Annotated in this window: 16 protein-coding genes and 2 tRNA genes; 11 read left to right on the top strand and 7 right to left on the bottom strand. The window is 57.8% G+C overall.

Annotated elements, in window-relative coordinates; genetic code table 11:
* Nucleotides 1-2: 2 nt before the first annotated feature.
* The 4 genes from RYB66_RS14185 to RYB66_RS14170 all read left to right on the top strand — a co-directional run bounded on the left by RYB66_RS14185 (nt 3) and on the right by RYB66_RS14170 (nt 6,686).
* Nucleotides 3-3,149, top strand: coding sequence for an efflux RND transporter permease subunit (locus RYB66_RS14185; RefSeq protein ID WP_005777053.1), 3,147 nt, complete (start codon nt 3-5; stop codon nt 3,147-3,149).
* Nucleotides 3,149-4,558 (top strand): efflux transporter outer membrane subunit, encoded by a 1,410-nt coding sequence (locus RYB66_RS14180; RefSeq protein ID WP_046832838.1) that lies wholly within the window; start codon nt 3,149-3,151, stop codon nt 4,556-4,558. Before RYB66_RS14185 ends, RYB66_RS14180 begins: the two co-directional genes overlap by 1 nt.
* A 114-nt stretch (nt 4,559-4,672) precedes the next feature.
* Complete coding sequence (locus RYB66_RS14175; protein WP_005777057.1) at nt 4,673-6,412, top strand: tannase/feruloyl esterase family alpha/beta hydrolase; 1,740 nt, start codon at nt 4,673-4,675, stop codon at nt 6,410-6,412.
* 200 nt (nt 6,413-6,612) lie between these two features.
* A tRNA-Cys gene (locus RYB66_RS14170) sits at nt 6,613-6,686 on the top strand.
* A gap of 86 nt (nt 6,687-6,772) precedes the next feature.
* Here the strand turns inward: RYB66_RS14170 and RYB66_RS14165 are convergent.
* The gene (locus tag RYB66_RS14165) at nt 6,773-7,150 is read right to left on the bottom strand and encodes a YceK/YidQ family lipoprotein (RefSeq protein WP_004665266.1); all 378 of its coding nucleotides are present in this window, start codon (nt 7,148-7,150) and stop codon (nt 6,773-6,775) included.
* Between the two features lie 193 nt (nt 7,151-7,343).
* On the opposite strand from RYB66_RS14165, the gene RYB66_RS14160 reads away from it, so the two are divergent.
* The 5 genes from RYB66_RS14160 (at nt 7,344) to RYB66_RS14140 (ending at nt 11,041) form a co-directional block, all read left to right on the top strand.
* On the top strand, nt 7,344-7,997 hold the full coding sequence (locus tag RYB66_RS14160; protein ID WP_005743803.1) for an isochorismatase family cysteine hydrolase: 654 nt from the start codon (nt 7,344-7,346) through the stop codon (nt 7,995-7,997).
* A 212-nt stretch (nt 7,998-8,209) separates the two neighbouring features.
* The gene (locus tag RYB66_RS14155) at nt 8,210-9,223 is read left to right on the top strand and encodes an isopenicillin N synthase family dioxygenase (RefSeq protein ID WP_044323259.1); all 1,014 of its coding nucleotides are present in this window, start codon (nt 8,210-8,212) and stop codon (nt 9,221-9,223) included.
* A gap of 1 nt (nt 9,224) precedes the next feature.
* Nucleotides 9,225-9,611: a VOC family protein gene (locus RYB66_RS14150; protein WP_002553400.1), complete on the top strand. Its 387-nt coding sequence runs from the start codon at nt 9,225-9,227 to the stop codon at nt 9,609-9,611.
* A gap of 168 nt (nt 9,612-9,779) precedes the next feature.
* Nucleotides 9,780-10,454 carry a lytic polysaccharide monooxygenase auxiliary activity family 9 protein gene (locus RYB66_RS14145; protein ID WP_080725956.1) on the top strand — a complete coding sequence of 225 codons (675 nt, stop codon included), beginning with the start codon at nt 9,780-9,782 and terminating at the stop codon, nt 10,452-10,454.
* 398 nt (nt 10,455-10,852) lie between these two features.
* Nucleotides 10,853-11,041, top strand: a complete 189-nt coding sequence (locus RYB66_RS14140; RefSeq protein WP_080725955.1) for a hypothetical protein — start codon at nt 10,853-10,855, stop codon at nt 11,039-11,041.
* A 478-nt stretch (nt 11,042-11,519) separates the two neighbouring features.
* Here the strand turns inward: RYB66_RS14140 and RYB66_RS14135 are convergent.
* From RYB66_RS14135 to RYB66_RS14110, 6 genes are all read right to left on the bottom strand, one after another.
* Nucleotides 11,520-11,605 (bottom strand) — tRNA-Leu (locus RYB66_RS14135).
* A 167-nt stretch (nt 11,606-11,772) separates the two neighbouring features.
* Nucleotides 11,773-12,843: a DNA topoisomerase IB gene (locus RYB66_RS14130; protein WP_004665279.1), complete on the bottom strand. Its 1,071-nt coding sequence runs from the start codon at nt 12,841-12,843 to the stop codon at nt 11,773-11,775.
* Between the two features lie 88 nt (nt 12,844-12,931).
* Entirely contained in the window at nt 12,932-14,020 is a 1,089-nt protein-coding gene (gene modC, locus RYB66_RS14125) for a molybdenum ABC transporter ATP-binding protein (RefSeq protein ID WP_005743784.1), read from the bottom strand.
* Nucleotides 14,021-14,023: 3 nt separating this feature from the next.
* Nucleotides 14,024-14,704 carry a molybdate ABC transporter permease subunit gene (gene modB / locus RYB66_RS14120; protein ID WP_005743783.1) on the bottom strand — a complete coding sequence of 227 codons (681 nt, stop codon included), beginning with the start codon at nt 14,702-14,704 and terminating at the stop codon, nt 14,024-14,026.
* Complete coding sequence (gene modA / locus RYB66_RS14115) at nt 14,705-15,472, bottom strand: molybdate ABC transporter substrate-binding protein (protein WP_005743781.1); 768 nt, start codon at nt 15,470-15,472, stop codon at nt 14,705-14,707.
* A 101-nt stretch (nt 15,473-15,573) separates the two neighbouring features.
* Entirely contained in the window at nt 15,574-16,653 is a 1,080-nt protein-coding gene (locus RYB66_RS14110) for an NAD(P)H-dependent flavin oxidoreductase (RefSeq protein WP_002553427.1), read from the bottom strand.
* Between the two features lie 142 nt (nt 16,654-16,795).
* On the opposite strand from RYB66_RS14110, the gene RYB66_RS14105 reads away from it, so the two are divergent.
* Both RYB66_RS14105 and RYB66_RS14100 read left to right on the top strand, forming a co-directional pair.
* Nucleotides 16,796-17,431 carry a TetR/AcrR family transcriptional regulator gene (locus RYB66_RS14105; protein ID WP_016981564.1) on the top strand — a complete coding sequence of 212 codons (636 nt, stop codon included), beginning with the start codon at nt 16,796-16,798 and terminating at the stop codon, nt 17,429-17,431.
* Nucleotides 17,432-17,480: 49 nt separating this feature from the next.
* Nucleotides 17,481-18,464 carry an MDR family oxidoreductase gene (locus RYB66_RS14100; protein WP_057403945.1) on the top strand — a complete coding sequence of 328 codons (984 nt, stop codon included), beginning with the start codon at nt 17,481-17,483 and terminating at the stop codon, nt 18,462-18,464.
* The last annotated feature ends 1 nt before the right edge of the window (nt 18,465 follow it).

The raw sequence follows: 18,465 nt of genomic DNA, 5'->3' as shown, positions 1-18,465 counted from the left end.
ACATGGCTCGTTTCTTCATTGATCGCCCCATCTTCGCCTGGGTCATTGCCATTTGCATCATGTTCGCCGGCGGGTTGTCCATCAGCCAGCTGCCACTTGAGCAATACCCCAATATCGCGCCACCGACGGTAAAGATCTCGGCCACCTACACTGGCGCATCGGCCAAGACCGTCGAAGACTCGGTTACCCAGGTCATCGAGCAGCAGATGAAGGGGCTGGACCGGCTGACTTATATGTCCGCCTCCAGCAGCTCTGCGGGCAGTGCGAACATCAACCTGACCTTCGCCGCAGGCACCGACCCTGATGTGGCGCAGATGCAGGTGCAGAACAAGCTGCAACAGGCTGAATCACGTTTGCCGCAAAGCGTGCAGAGTGAAGGTTTGACGGTGACCAAGGGCAGTTCCGATTTTCTGATGCTGGTTGCCCTGGCATCCGATAACGAAAGTGTCACGGGTACGCAGATAGGTGATTACATTTCCAGCACGCTGCTCGACCAACTCAGCCGTGTGAATGGCGTCGGCGACGTGCAGACTCTGGGTTCGGGTTACGCCATGCGTATCTGGCTGGACCCGGCCAGGCTGGAAAAGTACGCACTGATGCCCTCCGACATCAGCTCGGCGCTGGAGGCGCAGAACACCGAAGTCTCGGCAGGCCAGTTGGGCGCCTTGCCTGCGGTGACCGGCCAGCAACTGAACGCGACCATCAGCGCCCGCAGCAAGCTGCAGACGCCTGAGCAATTCGAAAACGTGGTCGTCAAATCTTCCAGCGACGGTGCTGTTGTGCTCCTGCGCGATGTGGCGCGGGTGGAACTGGGCAGCGAGAGCTACGACATCAATTCGGCGCTCAATGGCAGGCCTGCGGCGGCAATGGGCATTCAACTGGCGTCAGGCGCAAACGCGCTGAGCGTTGGCGAAGCGATCAAGGCCAAACTCAAGGAACTGGAACCGTTCTACCCTACGCAGATGCAACTGAAGACGGTGATTGCCTATGACACGACACCGTTCGTGAGCCTGTCGATCAAAGAAGTGGTGAAGTCGCTGGGTGAGGCAATCGTACTGGTGGTGCTGATCATGTTTCTGTTCATGCAGAACCTGCGCGCCACGCTGATTCCGGCGATTACCGTACCGGTGGTGCTGCTGGGCACGTTCGGCGTGCTGGCGCTGTTTGGTTATTCGATCAATACCCTGACCATGTTTGCCATGGTCCTGGCCATCGGCCTGCTGGTCGACGATGCGATTGTGGTGGTGGAAAACGTCGAGCGGGTCATGAGCGAAGAGCAACTGAGCCCGCTGGAGGCGACCCGCAAATCGATGGATGAAATTACCAGTGCGCTGATCGGCATCGCGCTGGTGCTGAGCGCCGTATTCATCCCGATGGCCTTTTTCAGCGGCTCCACCGGGATTATCTACCGGCAGTTTTCGGTGACTATCGTTTCGGCCATGCTGCTCTCTGTACTGGTTGCAATGACCCTGACGCCAGCGTTGTGCGCGACGATGCTCAAAGCCTCGGACGCTCAGTTGCATGCACAACGGGGCGGCTTTTTCGGCTGGTTCAACCGTTCCTTCGACCGCAGCGCCGACCGTTACCAGCGAGGCGTAAGCGGTGTGATCAACCATCGCGGGCGGGCTCTGCTGGTGTACGTGCTGGTGCTGGTGGCCATGGCGGTGGGTTATGTCAGCCTGCCCACATCGTTTTTGCCGGATGAGGACCAGGGCGCGCTGATGGCGCAGATCCAGCTGCCGGTAGGCGCTACCGACAGCCGTACGCAGGCGGTGATGCGGCAGTTCGAGACCTACATGCTCAAGCAGCCGGAGGTCGAGGCACTGATCAGTATCTCCGGGCTGGGGATGGGCGGTAACAGCCAGAACACCGCCAGGGCGTTCATCAAGCTCAAGGACTGGAGTGAGCGTTCCGGCAAGGGGCAGGGCGCCGCGCAGCTGGCGCAGCGGGCGACTCTGGCGCTGGCAAGCATTGGCGACGCCAGCGTGTTTGTCATGCAACCGCCTGCGGTGCGCGGGCTGGGGCAGAGTTCGGGGTTTGATGTGCAGCTCAAGGACCTTGGCGGCGTGGGGCATGAGGCGCTGGTCGCGGCACGCGAGCAGTTTATCGAGCTGGCGAAGAAGGACCCGAGCTTGCTGGGCGTGCGCAGCAACGGCCTGGACGACACCCCACAGTTAAAAGTGACCATCGATGACCGCAAGGCCGGTGCGCTGAGCCTGTCTACCAGCGACATCAATTCGACCCTGTCCACTGCGCTGGGTGGCAGCTACATCAATGATTTCCTCAACCAGGGGCGAGTGAAGAAAGTCTACGTGCAGGGCGAGGCTGCTTCGCGCATGCAATCAGCCGATCTGAACCACTGGTTCGTGCGCAACAGCAATGACGAAATGGTCCCGTTCTCGTCGTTTGCCCGCAGTAGCTGGAGCTATGGCTCGCCGTTGCTGGAACGCTACAACGGCAATTCGTCGCTTGAAGTGGTGGGTGATCCTGCGCCGGGTGTCAGCTCGGGCACGGCAATGGATGCCGTTGAAGCAATCATCAAGCAACTTCCCGAAGGCATCGGTTACGAGTGGACCGGGCAGTCCTATCAACTGCGTTTGTCCGGCGCTCAGGCGCCCATGCTCTACGCGGTTTCAGTGCTGTTCGTGTTCCTCTGCCTGGCGGCTTTGTATGAAAGCTGGTCAGTACCGTTTTCGGTCATGCTCGTGGTGCCTCTGGGCGTTGTCGGCGCGGTTCTGGCGACACGGCTCAGCGGTTTGAGTAATGACGTGTACTTTCAGGTGGGCTTGCTGACCACCGTGGGCCTGGCGGCGAAAAACGCGATTCTGATCGTCGAGTTCGCCAAACATCTTCAGGAACAGGGCAAAAGCCTGCATGAAGCGACCCTTCTTGCCGCCCGGCAACGACTGCGTCCGATTCTGATGACTTCGCTGGCGTTCATGTTCGGTGTGCTGCCGCTGGCCCTCAGCACCGGCGCAGGCTCGGCTGGGCGCAATGCAATCGGCACTGGCGTGCTGGGCGGTATGTTCAGCGCCACCGTGCTGGGTATTTTTCTGGTGCCGCTGTTCTTCGTCGAAGTCCGTCGCCGCTTCAGTCGTTCTGCAGGCAATGCTCCGGTTGCCCAATCCACATCTACAGGTGAAGCATGATGCGTCTTTTCTGGCCTTCGCTGGCTGTCACGGCGCTGCTCACAGGCTGCGTCAACCTGGCTCCGGATTATCAACGCCCCGAAGCGCCTGTATCGAACCAATGGCTGGCGGCGACGGCGGGCCAACCTGTTGCGTCAGGCAGCGTGCCCACGGATATCGACTGGCAGAACTTTTTCACCGACAAGCGTTTGGTACGTCTGCAAACCCTGGCGTTGGTGAATAACCGTGATCTGCGCCTGGCCAGCCTGAATGTCGAGAAAGCCCAGGCTCAATACCGTATCGAGCGTGCAGCGAGCCTGCCGACCATTGATGCCAGTGGTAGCGGCACGCATACACGCACGCCGTCATCGACCTCAATGACCGGAAAGTCGTCGATCAGCCATGAGTACAGCGCGCAACTGGGTTTGAGCAGCTATGAACTGGATGTGTTCGGGCGTATCCAGAACCTTCAGGACGAAGCGCTCGAGGATTACCTGGCCTTGACCGAAACCCGGCGCAGCACGCAGATCAGCCTGATTGCCGAAGTCGCGACCGGCTGGCTCACCCTGGCTGCCGACAACCAGCTTTTGAAACTGGCTGAAGATACGCTGGCCAGCCAGCAGCAAAGCTACGACCTGACCAGAAGCAGCCATGCTCTGGGCGGCTCTTCCGGCCTGGAAGTGGCTCAGGCGCAAACCACGGTAGAGTCGGCGAGGGGCGATGTGGCGCAGTATAAAAGCCAGATTCTTCAGGACCGCAACGCCCTGCGCCTGCTGGTGGGCAGCGATCTGCCGGAGGAGCTTCTGCCCACTGCCGACGTGCCATCCGTGGCGCAACTGGTGCAGGTGCCGGACGAATTGCCCTCCAGCCTGCTGCAACGTCGTCCGGATGTGCTGAGCGCCGAACACAGCCTCAAAGCAGCGAACATCGACATTGGCGCAGCGCGTGCCGCGTTCTTCCCCAGCATCACCCTCACCGCCAATGCAGGCTCTGCCAGTACCAGCCTGTCAGGTCTGTTCACGTCCGGGAGCGGCTCATGGAGCTTTGCGCCGAGCATCAGCGTGCCGATTTTCGATGGCGGGTCCAATCAGGCCACGCTTGACTCGGCCAAGGTGGAAAACCAGATTCAGATCCAGACCTATCAGCAGACGATTCAGACTGCGTTCAAAGAAGTGGCCGATGCACTGGCGGTGCGCAGCACGCTGGACGAGCGGGTGGCTGCACAACAGGCCTATACCGATGCCAGTCGCAAGAGCTACGAACTGGCCGATGCCCTGTATCGCGGCGGGTCGCAGAGTTATCTGGAGGCACTTGAGTCCCAGCGCTCGCTGTACAGTGCCGAGCAGGAGCTGATTTCCCTTCGCCTTACCGAGCAGAGCAACCGGGTAACGCTCTACAAGGTCATGGGCGGCGGATGGAATCCGGGATGACTTTTTCTACTAGCCTTTGAATAATTGCCTCGCTTAAACGTTTTACCCTTACCTGCAGTGCGGTCATTTAGGTGCTCGCACTGTGGTTTTGATCCTTCATGAACAGGAGTTCTCATGAAACCCTCCCAGCCGAAGTACGTCCGCGCTCTGTCGCTGCTGGTCACTTCACTTATCATTCAGACGCCAGCCCAGGCTCGTACGCCGTCCTCTGCAACTGCCGATAACATTGCCCGGCTTGCGGTGGTCAAGCCGGTCAGCGCGTGCTCTGCGCTGACCGGCGTGGACCTCAACGATATCGGCGGGCAGGGCAGTCGTGTGCTATCGGCCAGTGAATCAATGCGCAACGATGTAGCAGTGTGTGCCGTGGAAGGCCGATTGGCACCGCAGATAAACTTCAGGCTTGAACTGCCTACCGGCACTTGGGCACAACGCTACCTGCAAGTCGGCTGCGGTGGGCTGTGTGGCAACATCAACTCGACCGTACGCGCCGCTGATGGCTGTAAGCCGCTTGATACCGGTGCATTTGCAGTAGCCTCCACCGACATGGGGCATCAGGCGGCAGATAACCATTTTGGCGACGACCCGCAGAAACGCGCCGATTTCGCTCACCGTGGCGTGCACCTCACCGCGCTGGCGTCGAAGAAACTGATCACTGCGTTTTATGGCCGCAAAGCCGAATACGCCTACTTCAGTGGCTGCTCGGACGGCGGCCGCGAGGCCCTGATCGAGGCCCAGCGTTACCCGGACGATTTCGACGGCATCATCGCCGGGGCTCCTGCGCTCAACTTTCAGGTACAGAAAACGCTGTACCACGGCTGGATGGCCCGCTCCAACCGAGGGGCAGACGGCAAGCCGATTCTCCTCGCGTCCAGACTGCCACTGCTGCACAAGGCCGTACTCGCCCAATGTGATGTGCTGGACGGGCAAATCGATGGCCTTGTAGCGGACCCACGCATCTGCCACTTCGACCCCGCCGTACTGCAATGCAAGACAGCAGCCGACACTGCCAATTGCCTGAGCGCAGAAGAAGTGGCTGCTGTCAGACGTTTTTACGAGGGGCCGAAAGACCCTGTCAGTGGCGAACATTTGACCTTGGGCGGGCCGCAGCCTGGCTCGGAACTGGCCTGGGCGGGCGTATTCGTACCGGTCAGCGCCGATCAGCCCGTCTACAGCGAAACGGCTGCACTGGAGGCCATTCGCAATGTGGTGTTCGAAAAGAACCCGAGCGCGGATTTCGATCTGAACGCACTGGACTTCGACAAGAAAACCTTTGATCAACTACGCCCGCTGCATGCGCTATACGATGCCACCAACCCGGACCTGTCACCATTCGCCAGCCGCGGCGGCAAGCTGATTCTCTGGCACGGCTGGGCCGACCCGAACATCTCGCCGCTCAACACCCTGGCGTACCACGAGGCGGTCGAAGCACAGATGGGCAAGACACGCACCGAGGCGTTCTCACGGCTATATATGTTGCCCGGTGTTTATCACTGCGGCGGCGGGGAAGGGCCAAGCCTGGTTGATCTGCTGACGCCGATCATGGCCTGGGTTGAAAAAAGCCAGGCACCGGATGCGATTGTTGCCCGACAGGCAGGCCCCGAGAAGGCTGGCAACCGGCAGAAACCGCTGCCAAAAGCCCTGCCAGCATCGATGGTCAAGGAAAACGTCGGTAATCGCGGGCGTACCCGCAAGGTCTTCCCGTACCCGTTCATGGCCGAGTACGACCACAAGGGCTATTCGAAAAACGCGAACAGCTACCAGCGCGCCCAGCCATTGACCACAGAAAAAACACCGCACTGGATGGGGGCAGGCTTCTTCAAACCGTATGCGCCTCTGGAGCGTCAGGTTGATTAGCTGTTACACCTGCGCGCAGTGAGCGAATTATTTTCTCCTCGTTCTTGACATGACATGCGAACCAGTACAGAATTGCGTCCATTCCTGAGCGAGGAATTGAAAAAAACCCTTTAGATTCAATGGGTTGGAAACCAAAGAAATACCGGTTTCCCGCGAAATGAAAATACGTTTGATGTTTAAGTGAAGCATCTTTCGTTTGAGGCCGAGTAGCAAAATGGTTATGCAGCGGATTGCAAATCCGCCTACGCCGGTTCGATTCCGACCTCGGCCTCCACTATTCAAAGCCCCGCAGATTAACGTCTGCGGGGTTTTTTATTGGGCGCGATGAAAGTGATGGGGTTTGAAAACCGAGCTCGGCCGCTATTTAAAGCGGCTTGCGTTGATATAGCCGTATTGGTTTTGCTGATAAATCGTGTAAGGCAGGAGCAATGTATCTACGATGCCTGATAAGCCCATGTCCAGTAGAACCCACTCGGGAGCATTGGTCTTCTGATAAGCGCTACTCTGTTTGGGCTCTGCGTTCAGTTCACAGAAATCGAGCATAACTCCGCTGTAAACGCGCGGAATGGAGGAGCAATTTGATTTCCAGTCAGTGAGCTTTTCACCTGCGACGGAATCGGGCCTGAACGTTGTGTTGATTGTTCCGCATCCCGTCAAAGCAAGCGTGAGCAATAGCAGGCACTGAATTTTCAGATGAGGCACACATGACTCTTTTTGCGTTACGAAACCTGGCTTCATGACTACGTTCCTTGTGTTTTCAATGCAATTGGGACGGCAGAGCGAGCGCGTGAGGCACATGCCCGTCGGTGTTGCATGATCGCCGTGGGTGTTCAATGTATGGTTGTTTCGCCGGGAATTGATCTGTCACATGCAGCACGATTATTGCTTGCCATGCCCAACCAGCCTGTCAGGCATAACCGAGGTAAACCCGATGAGCAAACCCCTTGTCCGATGGCCGATCAACCCGCGCAGAACGGCGGTCATCGTCGTAGACATGCAAAAAGTCTTTTGTGAGCCCACTGGAGCGTTGTACGTAAAAAGTACGGCGGATATCGTCCAGCCGATCCAGAAGCTGCTGCAGGCCGCACGAGCTGCTCAGGTGACGGTGGTTTATCTGCGCCATATCGTGCGCGGCGATGGTTCGGACACCGGGCGCATGCGCGATTTGTACCCGAATGTGGATCAGATACTGGCACGGCATGATCCGGACGTTGAGGTTATCGAAGCGCTCGCGCCCCAGTCGGGTGATGTGATTGTCGACAAGCTGTTCTACAGCGGCTTTCACAACACGGACCTGGACACGGTGCTGCGCGCGCGGGATGTCGACACGATCATTGTCTGCGGTACGGTCACCAACGTGTGTTGTGAAACCACGATCAGGGACGGCGTGCACCGGGAATACAAGGTTATCGCCCTGAGTGACGCCAATGCTGCGATGGACTACCCGGATGTCGGTTTTGGTGCAGTTTCAGCCGCAGACGTTCAGCGTATATCGCTGACGACTATTGCCTATGAGTTCGGAGAGGTCACCACGACCGCCGAGGTCATCCGGCGTATTGAAAGTGCGTATCCGCACGGGAGATAAATGTGCGCAGTTCTGGGCCGTTTTTCATCTGTGCGCATTCAAACCATGCGTTCCGTTTCAGACCGTTTGATCTGGCTTGAACGGTCGATACGGCTAACTGTTTGTATGAATTGTGAATTCTTGCAGTGGCATGCTTTCTGCTCTCGTCTCGCTGACCTTCACCCTTGCCGGTGAAACTTTCCCGCACCGTGTCAGCGAGAGGAAGCAGCCGTATGACTCTGCACTATGTGCCCATTATCAACCTGGCCCCTTATTTTTCAGGAGAACCGGACGGCAAGGCAGCCGTGGCGCAGGCAGTCAATCAAGCGTGTAAGGACATTGGGTTTCTGGTAATCACCGAGCACCAGATTCCCAAAGAACTTATTGATAAGGTCTCCGGTTTGACCCGCCAGTTCTTTGATTTGCCGCTGGCGGAAAAACGCAAGGTTGATCGTCCCAGCCCGGAGATGGTGCGTGGGTACAGCGCGATAGCCGAGGAGAGCCTTTCATATTCTCTGGAAGAAAGTGCGCCGGGAGATCTGAAGGAATCCTTCTCCATCGGGCCAAGCAACGTGCCGAATGAAGATTATTACCACAACGCCGAAGCAGGTTCGCATTTCGCGCCGAATGTCTGGCCTGCTGAAGCGTTGTTGCCTGGGTTCAAAGAGGCGTATCAAGCTTATTTCGAGGCGATGAGTGAACTGGCGCAATCGTTGATGCGCCTGTTTGCCCTGGCATTGGAGCTGGACGAGTGCTTTTTTGATGACAGAATCGACCGGCATATCAGTATGTTCCGCAGCCTGAGTTACCCGGACATCAAGACCGAAGTCGAAGCCGGCCAGTTGCGCGCCAGTGCGCATACCGACTACGGCAGCCTGACCATCGTGCGCCCTGATAATGCACTGGGCGGCTTGCAGGTACGTAATCAGCAAGGCGAATGGGTCGATGTGCCCTATGTCGAGAACGGTTTTGTGGTCAACATCGGCGACCTGATGATGCAGTGGACCAACGACCAGTGGATTTCCACCCTGCACCGCGTGGTCAACCCGCCCATTAGCAGTGAGCAGGACAACCGTCGGCAGTCACTGGTGTTCTTCCATCAACCCAACTACGACACCTTGATCGAGTGCCTGCCCGGTTGCCTGCCGCCTGGCACCACGCCACGGCACGCGCCGGTGACTTCGGGCGATCACTTGCTGGCCAAGTTCGTCAAACAGACGACCTTCGGCGGCAGCAAGGTAGCCTGATATGAGCACACTTTCATACGTCAACGTGTTCGCGCAGGACATCATCGGTTTAAGCGGTTTTTACTCGAAGCTGTTCGGCTTCAGTGAAATCGAGGCCATCAGGTCGCCTATTTTTCGTGGGCTGGATACAGGCAAATCCTGCATCGGTTTCAATGCACTCGATGCCTACGAATTGTTGGGGCTGGATGAGTTTACTGGTAGCACCGGTTGCCGGTTTCTCCTCAACATTGATGTCGATGAGCAATCCGAGGTGGACAGGTTGGTGCCTCAAGCAGTGGCGCTGGGTGCGCGATTGATCAAGGCGCCGTATCTGACGTATTACCATTGGTATCAGGCGGTTTTGCTGGACCCCGAGGGGAATATATTTCGGATTAACTTCATGCTTTAAGTGCTGCGGGCACGTACAACAACGGTGGCGGGTTGGGTAGTTCACCAACCCTCACGTTTCAGGTTTTCACAGAAAAATCTACTGGCTGTACTGCTAGCTATCCGGCCCATGGAAGCAGGTCTTCAATTGTGCGACAGGCAAGGCATGCCTTATTCAACAATTGAGGATATGGAAATGAGTGAATCTGATAGTAAGCAACCCAGACACGGCAGGGTTATCGAGCCTGCATCGCGGGGCTCGTATGCCATGGATCAGGGGATGGTACTGGAGTGGCATCTGCACGGAATAGAAAGCGGCAAAAACTTCCCTGATAAATTAGAAGGCCCTGCACACGATTTTCCTCGCTCAGACGAGTATGCAGATGGCGATGTTGATAGTGCTGCCCCGCCAGTAGATGGACTGATAGTGAGTGCAGGCTGGACTGATGAGCGCGACTGTTTGAATTACACCGATGCAGAGCTCACTGAGGCACTGAAAAAGAAGGGCATCATTAACACTGAAGGCTGGCCTCGCCTGAGCGTGAAAAGTGGGAGTACGTTTGACGTAACCTGGAGGTATGAAGCGCCTCATGTGACGCGTGGTTATCGTTGGTTCATTACCAAAGATGGATGGGACGAGAGCACCCGATTGACTCGCAATCACTTTCAAGAGAACCCTTTTGACGAAAAAATTTCCCTTCTTCAGCCTTTTAACAAACACCGCGGTGAGCTTGAGCCGGCAATAATAGATTCGGCAGTGTTGCCAGAGGGCAAAAAGGGTCACCATTGCATTCTTCTGCTCTGGATTGTTGCAGAGTCGCCGATGGCGTTTTACCAAGCATTTGATGTCGACTTTGGTGAGTAAATCGGCATTCTGCAAGGTCTGCGCTTTAACCGCAGGGTGCTCCCAGGCTCGGGTTCCGTCTTGCATCCTGGGTGTTCAGGTTACTGGAGTGCAGCGACAGACGTGAAGACTGCGCAGCAAGCCCCAGCGATCCCATTCGCCGGTATCACTCAGGGATGTTCTCCAAATGACTCGCTCACTCTCCAGTTTGCAGCGATACCTGAAACGGTCGCCATCGTCCCGTCGATAGGCTATCTCACGTGGACTTTGCTGAACCGTCTTCATGGTTTTGGTTATACGACCCATTTCAACTGAAAGAGTAGCCTTGCATATTTCCGAGGGCGAGAAGTCAGCGCCTTGGGCTCTGGCAGCATGAAGAGGCTTAAACTGACTCACGCTTTTTATGTGGAGTTTCAAGTGTGAACAGGCTTTTAGAACGATTGCTTGCCCTTGTTTTGTTTGTGCCTCTGATGTTTGCAGGTGCGTGGCTTGGGTTTGAGATACCTGGAATAGATCACGGCACACGGACGGTATTTTTTGTCGGCTGGATGATCGCGATGGCATTTGTTGTCGATCAAATCTGCACAAGAGTATTCAGGGGAAAGTAGGCAGTAGATCCGGGATCTGTACGACCGCGCCTGGCATCTGGGTAGGGTTCTGGAGATGATGCTTTCAAACCTGAACATTTCCAAGAGGAAGAGCAGGAATCCAGCGTGTGCCTCGCATTTGTAAGGTTGTCATCGGTTGGGGGGGCGGCCCGGGTTGCATGCTTGCGATCGTGCCGGCGAACAGAGACAAGGAAACCCGACTGGCCTTGCGCCCAATCGGGTCTGAAGCTTCACCGATAGCTATTGAAAAGGCATCCGCGAAACACTCAGTCTTCGGCGTAGTCGATGTTCATGATGGGGGATTCTCAACTGCTGTATTTGTATACAGCAGTTGAGTCTTTCAGATTTGGGGAGTGGTGTTCGTCAGCAGGACGCCGGAGAAGGAGTTTTTTTGGAATTGCGGACCACGACTGTTTTTGCGGAACAAAACAAAAAGGGCCTACCGAGCAAAATGCCCTGTAAGCCCTTGATCTATATATGGTGCCCCGAGCCGGGGTCGAACCGGCACGTCCAAAGGACGAGGGATTTTAAGTCCCTTGCGTCTACCAATTTCGCCATCGGGGCGGTAGCGCCAAGAGCAGGGAATATATACACCCGGCACCCATGAAGCAAGCTTGAAAGCGTCACAAATGACTCGGAATGCCGCTTTTTTGCCTGCCGGAAATGCTTGGTAAATCATGAGGCTACGAAATTTTATTGGAGCAAAGGCTGACGTGCCGCGTTCAGACGGCTCAGGCTTTGCTCTCTTTCACCACCGCATCGCTCACTACAGCCTCGACCTTGTCAGCCAGTAATCGCAGGTAGCTCGCCAAGGCGACTTCCTCCAGGCGCAGGCCTTTGCGTTGCCGGGAGCGGGGGAGTTTGGCCAGGTTGCCGAGCAGGAAGCCTTCCAGTACTGCGGGGTGGATGTAGCATTTTCGGCAGATGGCAGGGGTGTTTCCCAGTTGTTTCGAGACCGCCTTGACCATATCGACGATGTGCCGCTTGGCGTCGGCCTCCGGCTCCCAATGCAGTTTCTGCAACGTCGCGAGCGCCAGAGCACTCGCTGCCCAGGTCCGGTAATCCTTGGCGGTGAAATCCGAGCCGGTAAGGCTTTGCAGGTAGGCGTTGATATCGGATGACGTCACCGCATGGCGCACGCCATCTTCGTCCAGGTACTGAAAGAGGTTTTGTCCCGGCAATTCCATGCAACGCTTGATCACATTGGCCAAGCGCCGGTCCTTGACGCTGACCTTGTGTTCAACGCCGCTTTTACCCCGGAACTCAAAGAGGATCTGGCCGCCCTTGACCTCGACATGCTTGTTGCGCAGCGTGGTCAGGCCGTATGAGCGGTTTTCCTTGGCGTACTGGCTGTTGCCGATGCGGATCAGCGTCGCATCCAGCAATGAAATGACCGTCGCCATGACCTTTTCCCGGCCCATGCCCGGCTGCGCGAGTTGTGCTTCTATCTGCTTGCGAACCTTGGGCAGCGCATGACCGAACTCTATCAGGCGCGAGTATTTGTCCTGATCGCGTATCTCGCGCCAGCGCGGATGGTAGCGGTATTGTTTGCGGCCGCGTGCGTCACGTCCGGTAGCCTGCAGGTGGCCCATCGGGTCGGCACAGATCCACACATCGGTGTAGGCGGGCGGGACTGCCAGCGCGTTGATGCGCTTTATCTCCGACTCGTCCTTGATGCGTTTACCCTCAATGTTGAAGTAGGCGAATTTGCCGCGCAGTACCTTGCGCGTAAGGCCCGGCTGAGTGTCGTCTACATAATGCAGGTCACTGGCGGGCTGGCTGATGGCAGTCGAGTCAGGCATGGCTAATTTCCAAAGGCAGTTAAAAACACTGACCTCGGTCTTTTACCGTGGTGCCGTTTATTTGCTGACTGACCGGTTTTTCAGGGCATCAGGCCAGTACGGCAACCGCTTTGATCTGCGCCCAAAGCGACTGGCCTCTGTGCAGGTTCAACTGGTCACTGGAGTAGCGCGTGATGCGCGCGAGCAAAGGCGTGCCCCCGGCGTCCAGTTTCACCAGCACATGTGCCGAGTTGTCGGCCAGCGCTTCCTGTACCACCGTGACCGGCAAGCGGTTGAGAATGCTGCTTTGATCGTCGGGTTGCAGGTTCAGGCTGACATCCCGGGCCTGAACCTTGACGCGCAGAAGGGTGCCGATCTGCATTTCGGCGTGTGCGACGCGCATGCACAATGTGCTGTCGGGCAGCGTCACGCTCAGTAACTGGTAATGACGATCATAGGCACTGACCGTGCCTTCAATGACCACGCCCGCATCGCCGCCCATGGCCAGTGGCAGGTCCAGCCGCGCCAGTGTTTCGCGAATCGGGCCGCTGGCCAGTACGTTGCCGGCTTCAAGCAGCACCAGATGATCTGCCAGGCGTGCAACCTCATCCTGAGCGTGGCTGACATACAGCATGGGGATGTCCAGCTCCCGATGCAGGCGTTCCAGGTACGGCAGGATTTCACTTTTGCGCCTGGCGTCCAGCGCTGCCAGAGGTTCATCGAGCAGCATCAGGCGCGGGCTGGTCAACAGTGCGCGTGCAATGCCCACGCGCTGACGCTCCCCACCGGACAGCTTGTCAGGGCTGCGCTCCAGCAGATGGTCGATGCCGAGCAGTTCAGTGGCCTGCGGCAATTGAATGTTGCGCTGCTGACGCGGGATGCGTTTCATGCCGAATTCAAGATTGGCCCGCACGGACAGGTGCGGGAACAGGCTGGCTTCCTGAAATACATAGCCGATCGCCCGTTTGTGCGGAGCGAGGAAAACGCCTTTTTCAGTGTCTTGCCAGACTTCATCATGAACACGAATGAAGCCCTGGCCAGCTTTTTCCAGCCCGGCAATGCAGCGCAGGCAGGTGGTCTTGCCCGAGCCTGAAGGCCCGAACAGTGCGGTGATGCCCGACCCCGGCAGGGTCAGGTCGGTACGCACGGTGAAATCCGGGTAGGTCATGTGCAGGCGGATTTCTATCGGTGAGGCCATGACTCAGCTCCATCCTGCTTTGGATTTACCGCTGGAATACAGCGCCAACAGCACCAGAAAGGAGAACACCAGCATCGCTCCGGCCAGCCAGTGTGCTTGCAGGTACTCCATGGACTCGACGTGATCGAAAATCTGTACTGACACCACACGGGTTTTCTCGGGGATGTTGCCGCCAATCATCAGCACCACGCCGAACTCGCCGACCGTGTGCGCGAATCCCAGAATCGCCCCAGTGATAAAGCCAGGCTTTGCCAGCGGCAGAATCACGCGGAAGAACGTGTCCCATGGACCCGCTCTCAACGTGGCTGCCACCTCCAGCGGACGGGTGCCAATGGCTGCAAATGCGTTCTGTAACGGCTGGACGACGAAAGGCATCGAGTACAGGACCGAGCCGATCACCAGTCCGGCAAAGCTGAAAGTCAGCGTGCCCAGTCCCAGGCTCTGGGTGAGCTGGCCCACAGCTCCGTTGGGGCCAAGCAACAGCAGCAGATAAAAGCCGATGACTGTCGGCGGCAAAACCAGGGGCAGGGCGACGACCGCGCCAATCGGCCCCTTGAGCCATGAATCAGTGCGCGCCAGCCACAGCGCGATGGGCGTGCCGATGATCAACAGGATGACGGTGGTCAATGACGCCAGCTTCAGTGTCAGCCAGATCGCCGCGATGTCGGCACTTCCCAGTGGCATTTACAGCTGGTATCCGAAGGACTTGATGATGGCGGCGGCTTTCGGGCCTTTCAGGTACTCGACCAGCGCCTTGGCAGCGGCGTTGTCCTTGCCCTTGTTGAGGATGACGGCGTCTTGCTTGATCGGGTCATGCAGGGCGTCCGGCACGATCCAGGCCGACCCGCTGGTCAGTTTGCCGTCCTTGTAGATCTGCGACAGGGCCACAAAGCCAAGTTCCGCATTGCCGGTGGAAACGAACTGGTAGGCCTGAGTAATGCTCTGGCCCTCCACGATCTTGGCTTTGGTTGCGTCGGTCAGACCCAGTTTGCTCAGCACTTGCGTCGCTGCCAGGCCATAAGGGGCAGCTTTTGGGTTGGCGATGGACAAGTGTTGATACTGATTGGCCTTGAGCACTTCGCCCTTGCTGTCTACATAACCGTCCTTGGCCGACCACAGCGCCAGGGTGCCCACCGCATACGTGAAACGCGAGCCCTTGACGGTGTCGCCTTCCTGCTCAAGCTTTGCCGGGGTGGTGTCGTCGGCCGACAGGAACACCTCGAAAGGGGCACCATTCTTGATCTGTGTGTAGAACTGACCGGTAGCGCCAAACGCGGCAACAAGCTTGTGGCCGGTGTCCTTCTCAAAGTCAGTGGCAATCGCCTGAATGGGCGCTGTGAAATTGGCTGCGACGGCGACCTGCACCTCGTCGGCAAACGCGTTGGCTGTAGCTGATACGGCGAAGGCCAGGGCAGAAAACTTGAGAATGGCGCGCAGCTTGGTCGTTCGCATGGAACAGCTCCTTGATGATGAAAACGCACGCCGTCGAAATAAAGGCGTTTCGCTATATAGTTAAATATATAGCGATAGCCTGTTGTTCTGAAAGCACTGTTTTACCGGGGTGAGAGAATTTTCAGCGCGTTTTCAGCCAGTTGCCGAGTCAGTTCGGTCGCACCCAACTGGTGTTTGATACCAACTGCCTGACCTGCCCAGAGGTTGGTAAAGTCACTGCTGCCCTGTTTTTCCGCTTGTGCGCGCAACGGCATCAAGGCACCGCCTGCCAGCGGGAACGCAGGGGCGAGTGGGCTGACGGGGCCAGCTTCGCGCATGATCCGGTTGACGATACCGCGCGCCGGACGCCCGGTGAAGAGGTTGGTCAGCGCAGTCTGGCTGTCCGTTGCAGTGTGCAGCGCCTGGCGATGCAGTGCACTGACGCTGGCTTCAGGGCAGAACAGATACGCCGTACCTACCTGTACCGCCGAGGCACCCAGAACAAACGCCGCCGCAACCCCGCGACCATCTGCAATACCACCCGCAGCGATGACCGGAATGCGCACGGCGTCCACTATTTGCGGCACCAGCGCCAGAGTGCCGACTTGAGTGTGCAGTTGATCGCTGAGGAACAGGCCCCGATGACCACCGGCTTCGTAGCCCATGGCGATTACCGCATCGCAGCCATGCTGCTCCAGCCAGACGGCTTCCTCGACCGTGGTCGCCGATGAAATGATCTTTGCCCCGGTGGCTCTGACCCGTTCCAGTAGCGCTCGCTCGGGAAGGCCGAAGTGGAAGCTCACCACCTCCGGCTTCAGGCGCTCGACCAGAGCACAGGTGGCGCTGTCGAAAGGGGCACGGTTGGAGACGGGCGTCGGCGCATCGAAATCGGCCCCCAACTCTTCGTAATAGGGTTTAAGTGCCTGTTTCCAATGCTCGGCGCGTTCGGCATCGTAGGCCGGAGCCTGATGGCAGAAGAAGTTCAGGTTCAGGGGCAGATTGCCGGTATGTTGCCGAAAGGTGGTGACTTCCTGTTCGATTTGCTCAGGGGTCAGCATTGCGCAGGGCAGCGATGCCAGCCCGCCAGCCTTCGCGACAGCAATGGCCATTTGTGATCCGGTGGCTCCGGCCATAGGCGCTTGCAGCACCGGCAGCTCTATAGTTAACAGGTCAATAATGCGGGTGTCCGGCCATTGGCTCATGTGTTTCTCCGGCTTGTATTCGGGCAGTCATGCACAGGGCATTGAGCGCGAGAATAGCGTGAATGGCAAACGGCATTTCCGGCGCAACACATAGACCGCGCGGCGAGGTTGACATAAAAAACGATCGGTCTAATATTCCTGCATGACTCAATTGCCTGTAAAAACCAGACGCCCCGGGCGGCCACCGAAAGTGGACCGCGATAACCTCGAAACCCGCGAGGCACTGTTGCGCCGCGGTCTGGAAGTGCTCACCGAGCAAAGCTTCTCGGCCACCGGGCTGGATTACATCCTCAAGGAAATCGGCATTCCCAAAGGCTCGTTCTATCACTACTTCACCAGCAAGGAAGCCTTCGGCCGGGCGGTACTGGATGAATACGCTCGCTATTTTGCACAGCGGTTGGACCACTGGCTGCTGGACGAAGCGCTTTCACCACTGGAGCGACTGGTCGGTTTTGTCCAGAGCGCCAAGAGCGGCATGGCGCGGCATGATTATCGACGCGGTTGCATGGTCGGCAATCTGGGCCAGGAAGTCGGTCTGTTGCCGGAGGGGTTTCGTGCCGTACTGGAGCAGACGCTGCTGGACTGGCAGTCGAAGCTGGCCTGCTGCCTCAGGGCCGCACAGGCGCATGGTGAGTTGGCTAGAAGTGCCGATTGCGATGAATTGGCCGCGTTTTTCTGGATCGGCTGGGAAGGGGCGGTGCTCCGCGCCCGGCTGGTCAAAAGCGACACACCACTGAACACGTTTATTGCCGGTTACCTTCGTGGTTTGCCGCAATGACTTTTTTTCAGGGCTATTTAAAGACGATCAGTCTAAATTGGAGGCGCACATGTTCAAGGGCATTTTGATCGACAAGGATGAGGCAGGTTATCGCGTCAATCTGACCGATATCGACGAAGCACAGTTGCCTGCAGGTGACGTGACGATAAACGTGTCGCACAGCACGCTGAACTATAAGGACGCGCTGGCAATCACCGGCCAAAGCCCTATTGTGCGCAGCTTTCCGATGGTGCCGGGTATTGATCTGGCGGGTACGGTGCAAGCCAGCGATACGCCTGAGTACAAGGTGGGTGACAACGTCCTGCTCAATGGCTGGGGTGTTGGCGAAGGGCACTGGGGCGGTCTGGCACAGAAGGCGCGGCTCAAGAGCGAATGGCTCATTCCATTGCCGGATGCTTTCACGCCCGCGCAGGCGATGGCCATTGGCACGGCGGGCTATACCGCAATGCTCAGCGTGCTGGCCCTTGAGAAGCACGGTTTGACACCCGACCACGGCGATGTGCTGGTGACCGGTGCCAATGGGGGAGTCGGCAGTTTCGCCATCGCTATTCTTGCCAGGCTTGGCTATCGGGTGATTGCCTCCACCGGGCGTGTTTCGGAAAGCGAATATTTGCATCAACTCGGCGCAGCGCAGGTCGTCGACCGGGCTACCCTGTCGCAGCCGGGGCGACCTTTGGTCAAGGAGCAATGGGCGGCGGCAATCGACTCTGTCGGTAGTTATACGCTGGCCAATGTGTGCGCCGGTATTCGTTATCGCGGCGTAGTCGCGGCCTGCGGTCTGGCGCAGGGTATGGAGTTTCCGGGCTCGGTTGCACCGTTCATTCTGCGCGGCGTCACCCTGGCCGGTATCGACAGCGTTACTCGCCCGCGCGCTCACCGGCTGGAAGCCTGGTCCAGGCTGGCGAGCGACCTGGACCTGGCGCTGCTGCCGCTGATCAGTCGTGAAGTCGGTTTGAGCGAGGTGATCGACATCGCGCCGCAATTGATCGCGGGTCAGATCCGTGGCCGGGTTGTGGTGGACACCGGGCGCTGAG

Origin of the sequence: Pseudomonas syringae group sp. 243L2, assembly GCF_032587875.1 — a bacterium.
Taxonomy (GTDB): Bacteria; Pseudomonadota; Gammaproteobacteria; order Pseudomonadales; family Pseudomonadaceae; genus Aquipseudomonas; species Aquipseudomonas amygdali.
The sequence above is the reverse complement of the archived record's forward strand: the minus strand, read 5'-3'. Positions and strand labels throughout refer to the sequence as shown.

Excerpts from the sequence above, each read along its gene's own strand:
- RYB66_RS14185 (WP_005777053.1), top strand. The coding sequence starts at position 3 with ATGGCTCGTTTCTTCATTGATCGCCCCATCTTCGCCTGGGTCATTGCC.
- RYB66_RS14180 (WP_046832838.1), top strand. The coding sequence starts at position 3,149 with ATGCGTCTTTTCTGGCCTTCGCTGGCTGTCACGGCGCTGCTCACAGGC.
- RYB66_RS14175 (WP_005777057.1), top strand. The coding sequence starts at position 4,673 with ATGAAACCCTCCCAGCCGAAGTACGTCCGCGCTCTGTCGCTGCTGGTC.
- RYB66_RS14165 (WP_004665266.1), bottom strand. The coding sequence starts at position 7,150 with ATGAAGCCAGGTTTCGTAACGCAAAAAGAGTCATGTGTGCCTCATCTG.
- RYB66_RS14160 (WP_005743803.1), top strand. The coding sequence starts at position 7,344 with ATGAGCAAACCCCTTGTCCGATGGCCGATCAACCCGCGCAGAACGGCG.
- RYB66_RS14155 (WP_044323259.1), top strand. The coding sequence starts at position 8,210 with ATGACTCTGCACTATGTGCCCATTATCAACCTGGCCCCTTATTTTTCA.
- RYB66_RS14150 (WP_002553400.1), top strand. The coding sequence starts at position 9,225 with ATGAGCACACTTTCATACGTCAACGTGTTCGCGCAGGACATCATCGGT.
- RYB66_RS14145 (WP_080725956.1), top strand. The coding sequence starts at position 9,780 with ATGGAAATGAGTGAATCTGATAGTAAGCAACCCAGACACGGCAGGGTT.
- RYB66_RS14130 (WP_004665279.1), bottom strand. The coding sequence starts at position 12,843 with ATGCCTGACTCGACTGCCATCAGCCAGCCCGCCAGTGACCTGCATTAT.
- modC (WP_005743784.1), bottom strand. The coding sequence starts at position 14,020 with ATGGCCTCACCGATAGAAATCCGCCTGCACATGACCTACCCGGATTTC.
- modB (WP_005743783.1), bottom strand. The coding sequence starts at position 14,704 with ATGCCACTGGGAAGTGCCGACATCGCGGCGATCTGGCTGACACTGAAG.
- modA (WP_005743781.1), bottom strand. The coding sequence starts at position 15,472 with ATGCGAACGACCAAGCTGCGCGCCATTCTCAAGTTTTCTGCCCTGGCC.
- RYB66_RS14110 (WP_002553427.1), bottom strand. The coding sequence starts at position 16,653 with ATGAGCCAATGGCCGGACACCCGCATTATTGACCTGTTAACTATAGAG.
- RYB66_RS14105 (WP_016981564.1), top strand. The coding sequence starts at position 16,796 with ATGACTCAATTGCCTGTAAAAACCAGACGCCCCGGGCGGCCACCGAAA.
- RYB66_RS14100 (WP_057403945.1), top strand. The coding sequence starts at position 17,481 with ATGTTCAAGGGCATTTTGATCGACAAGGATGAGGCAGGTTATCGCGTC.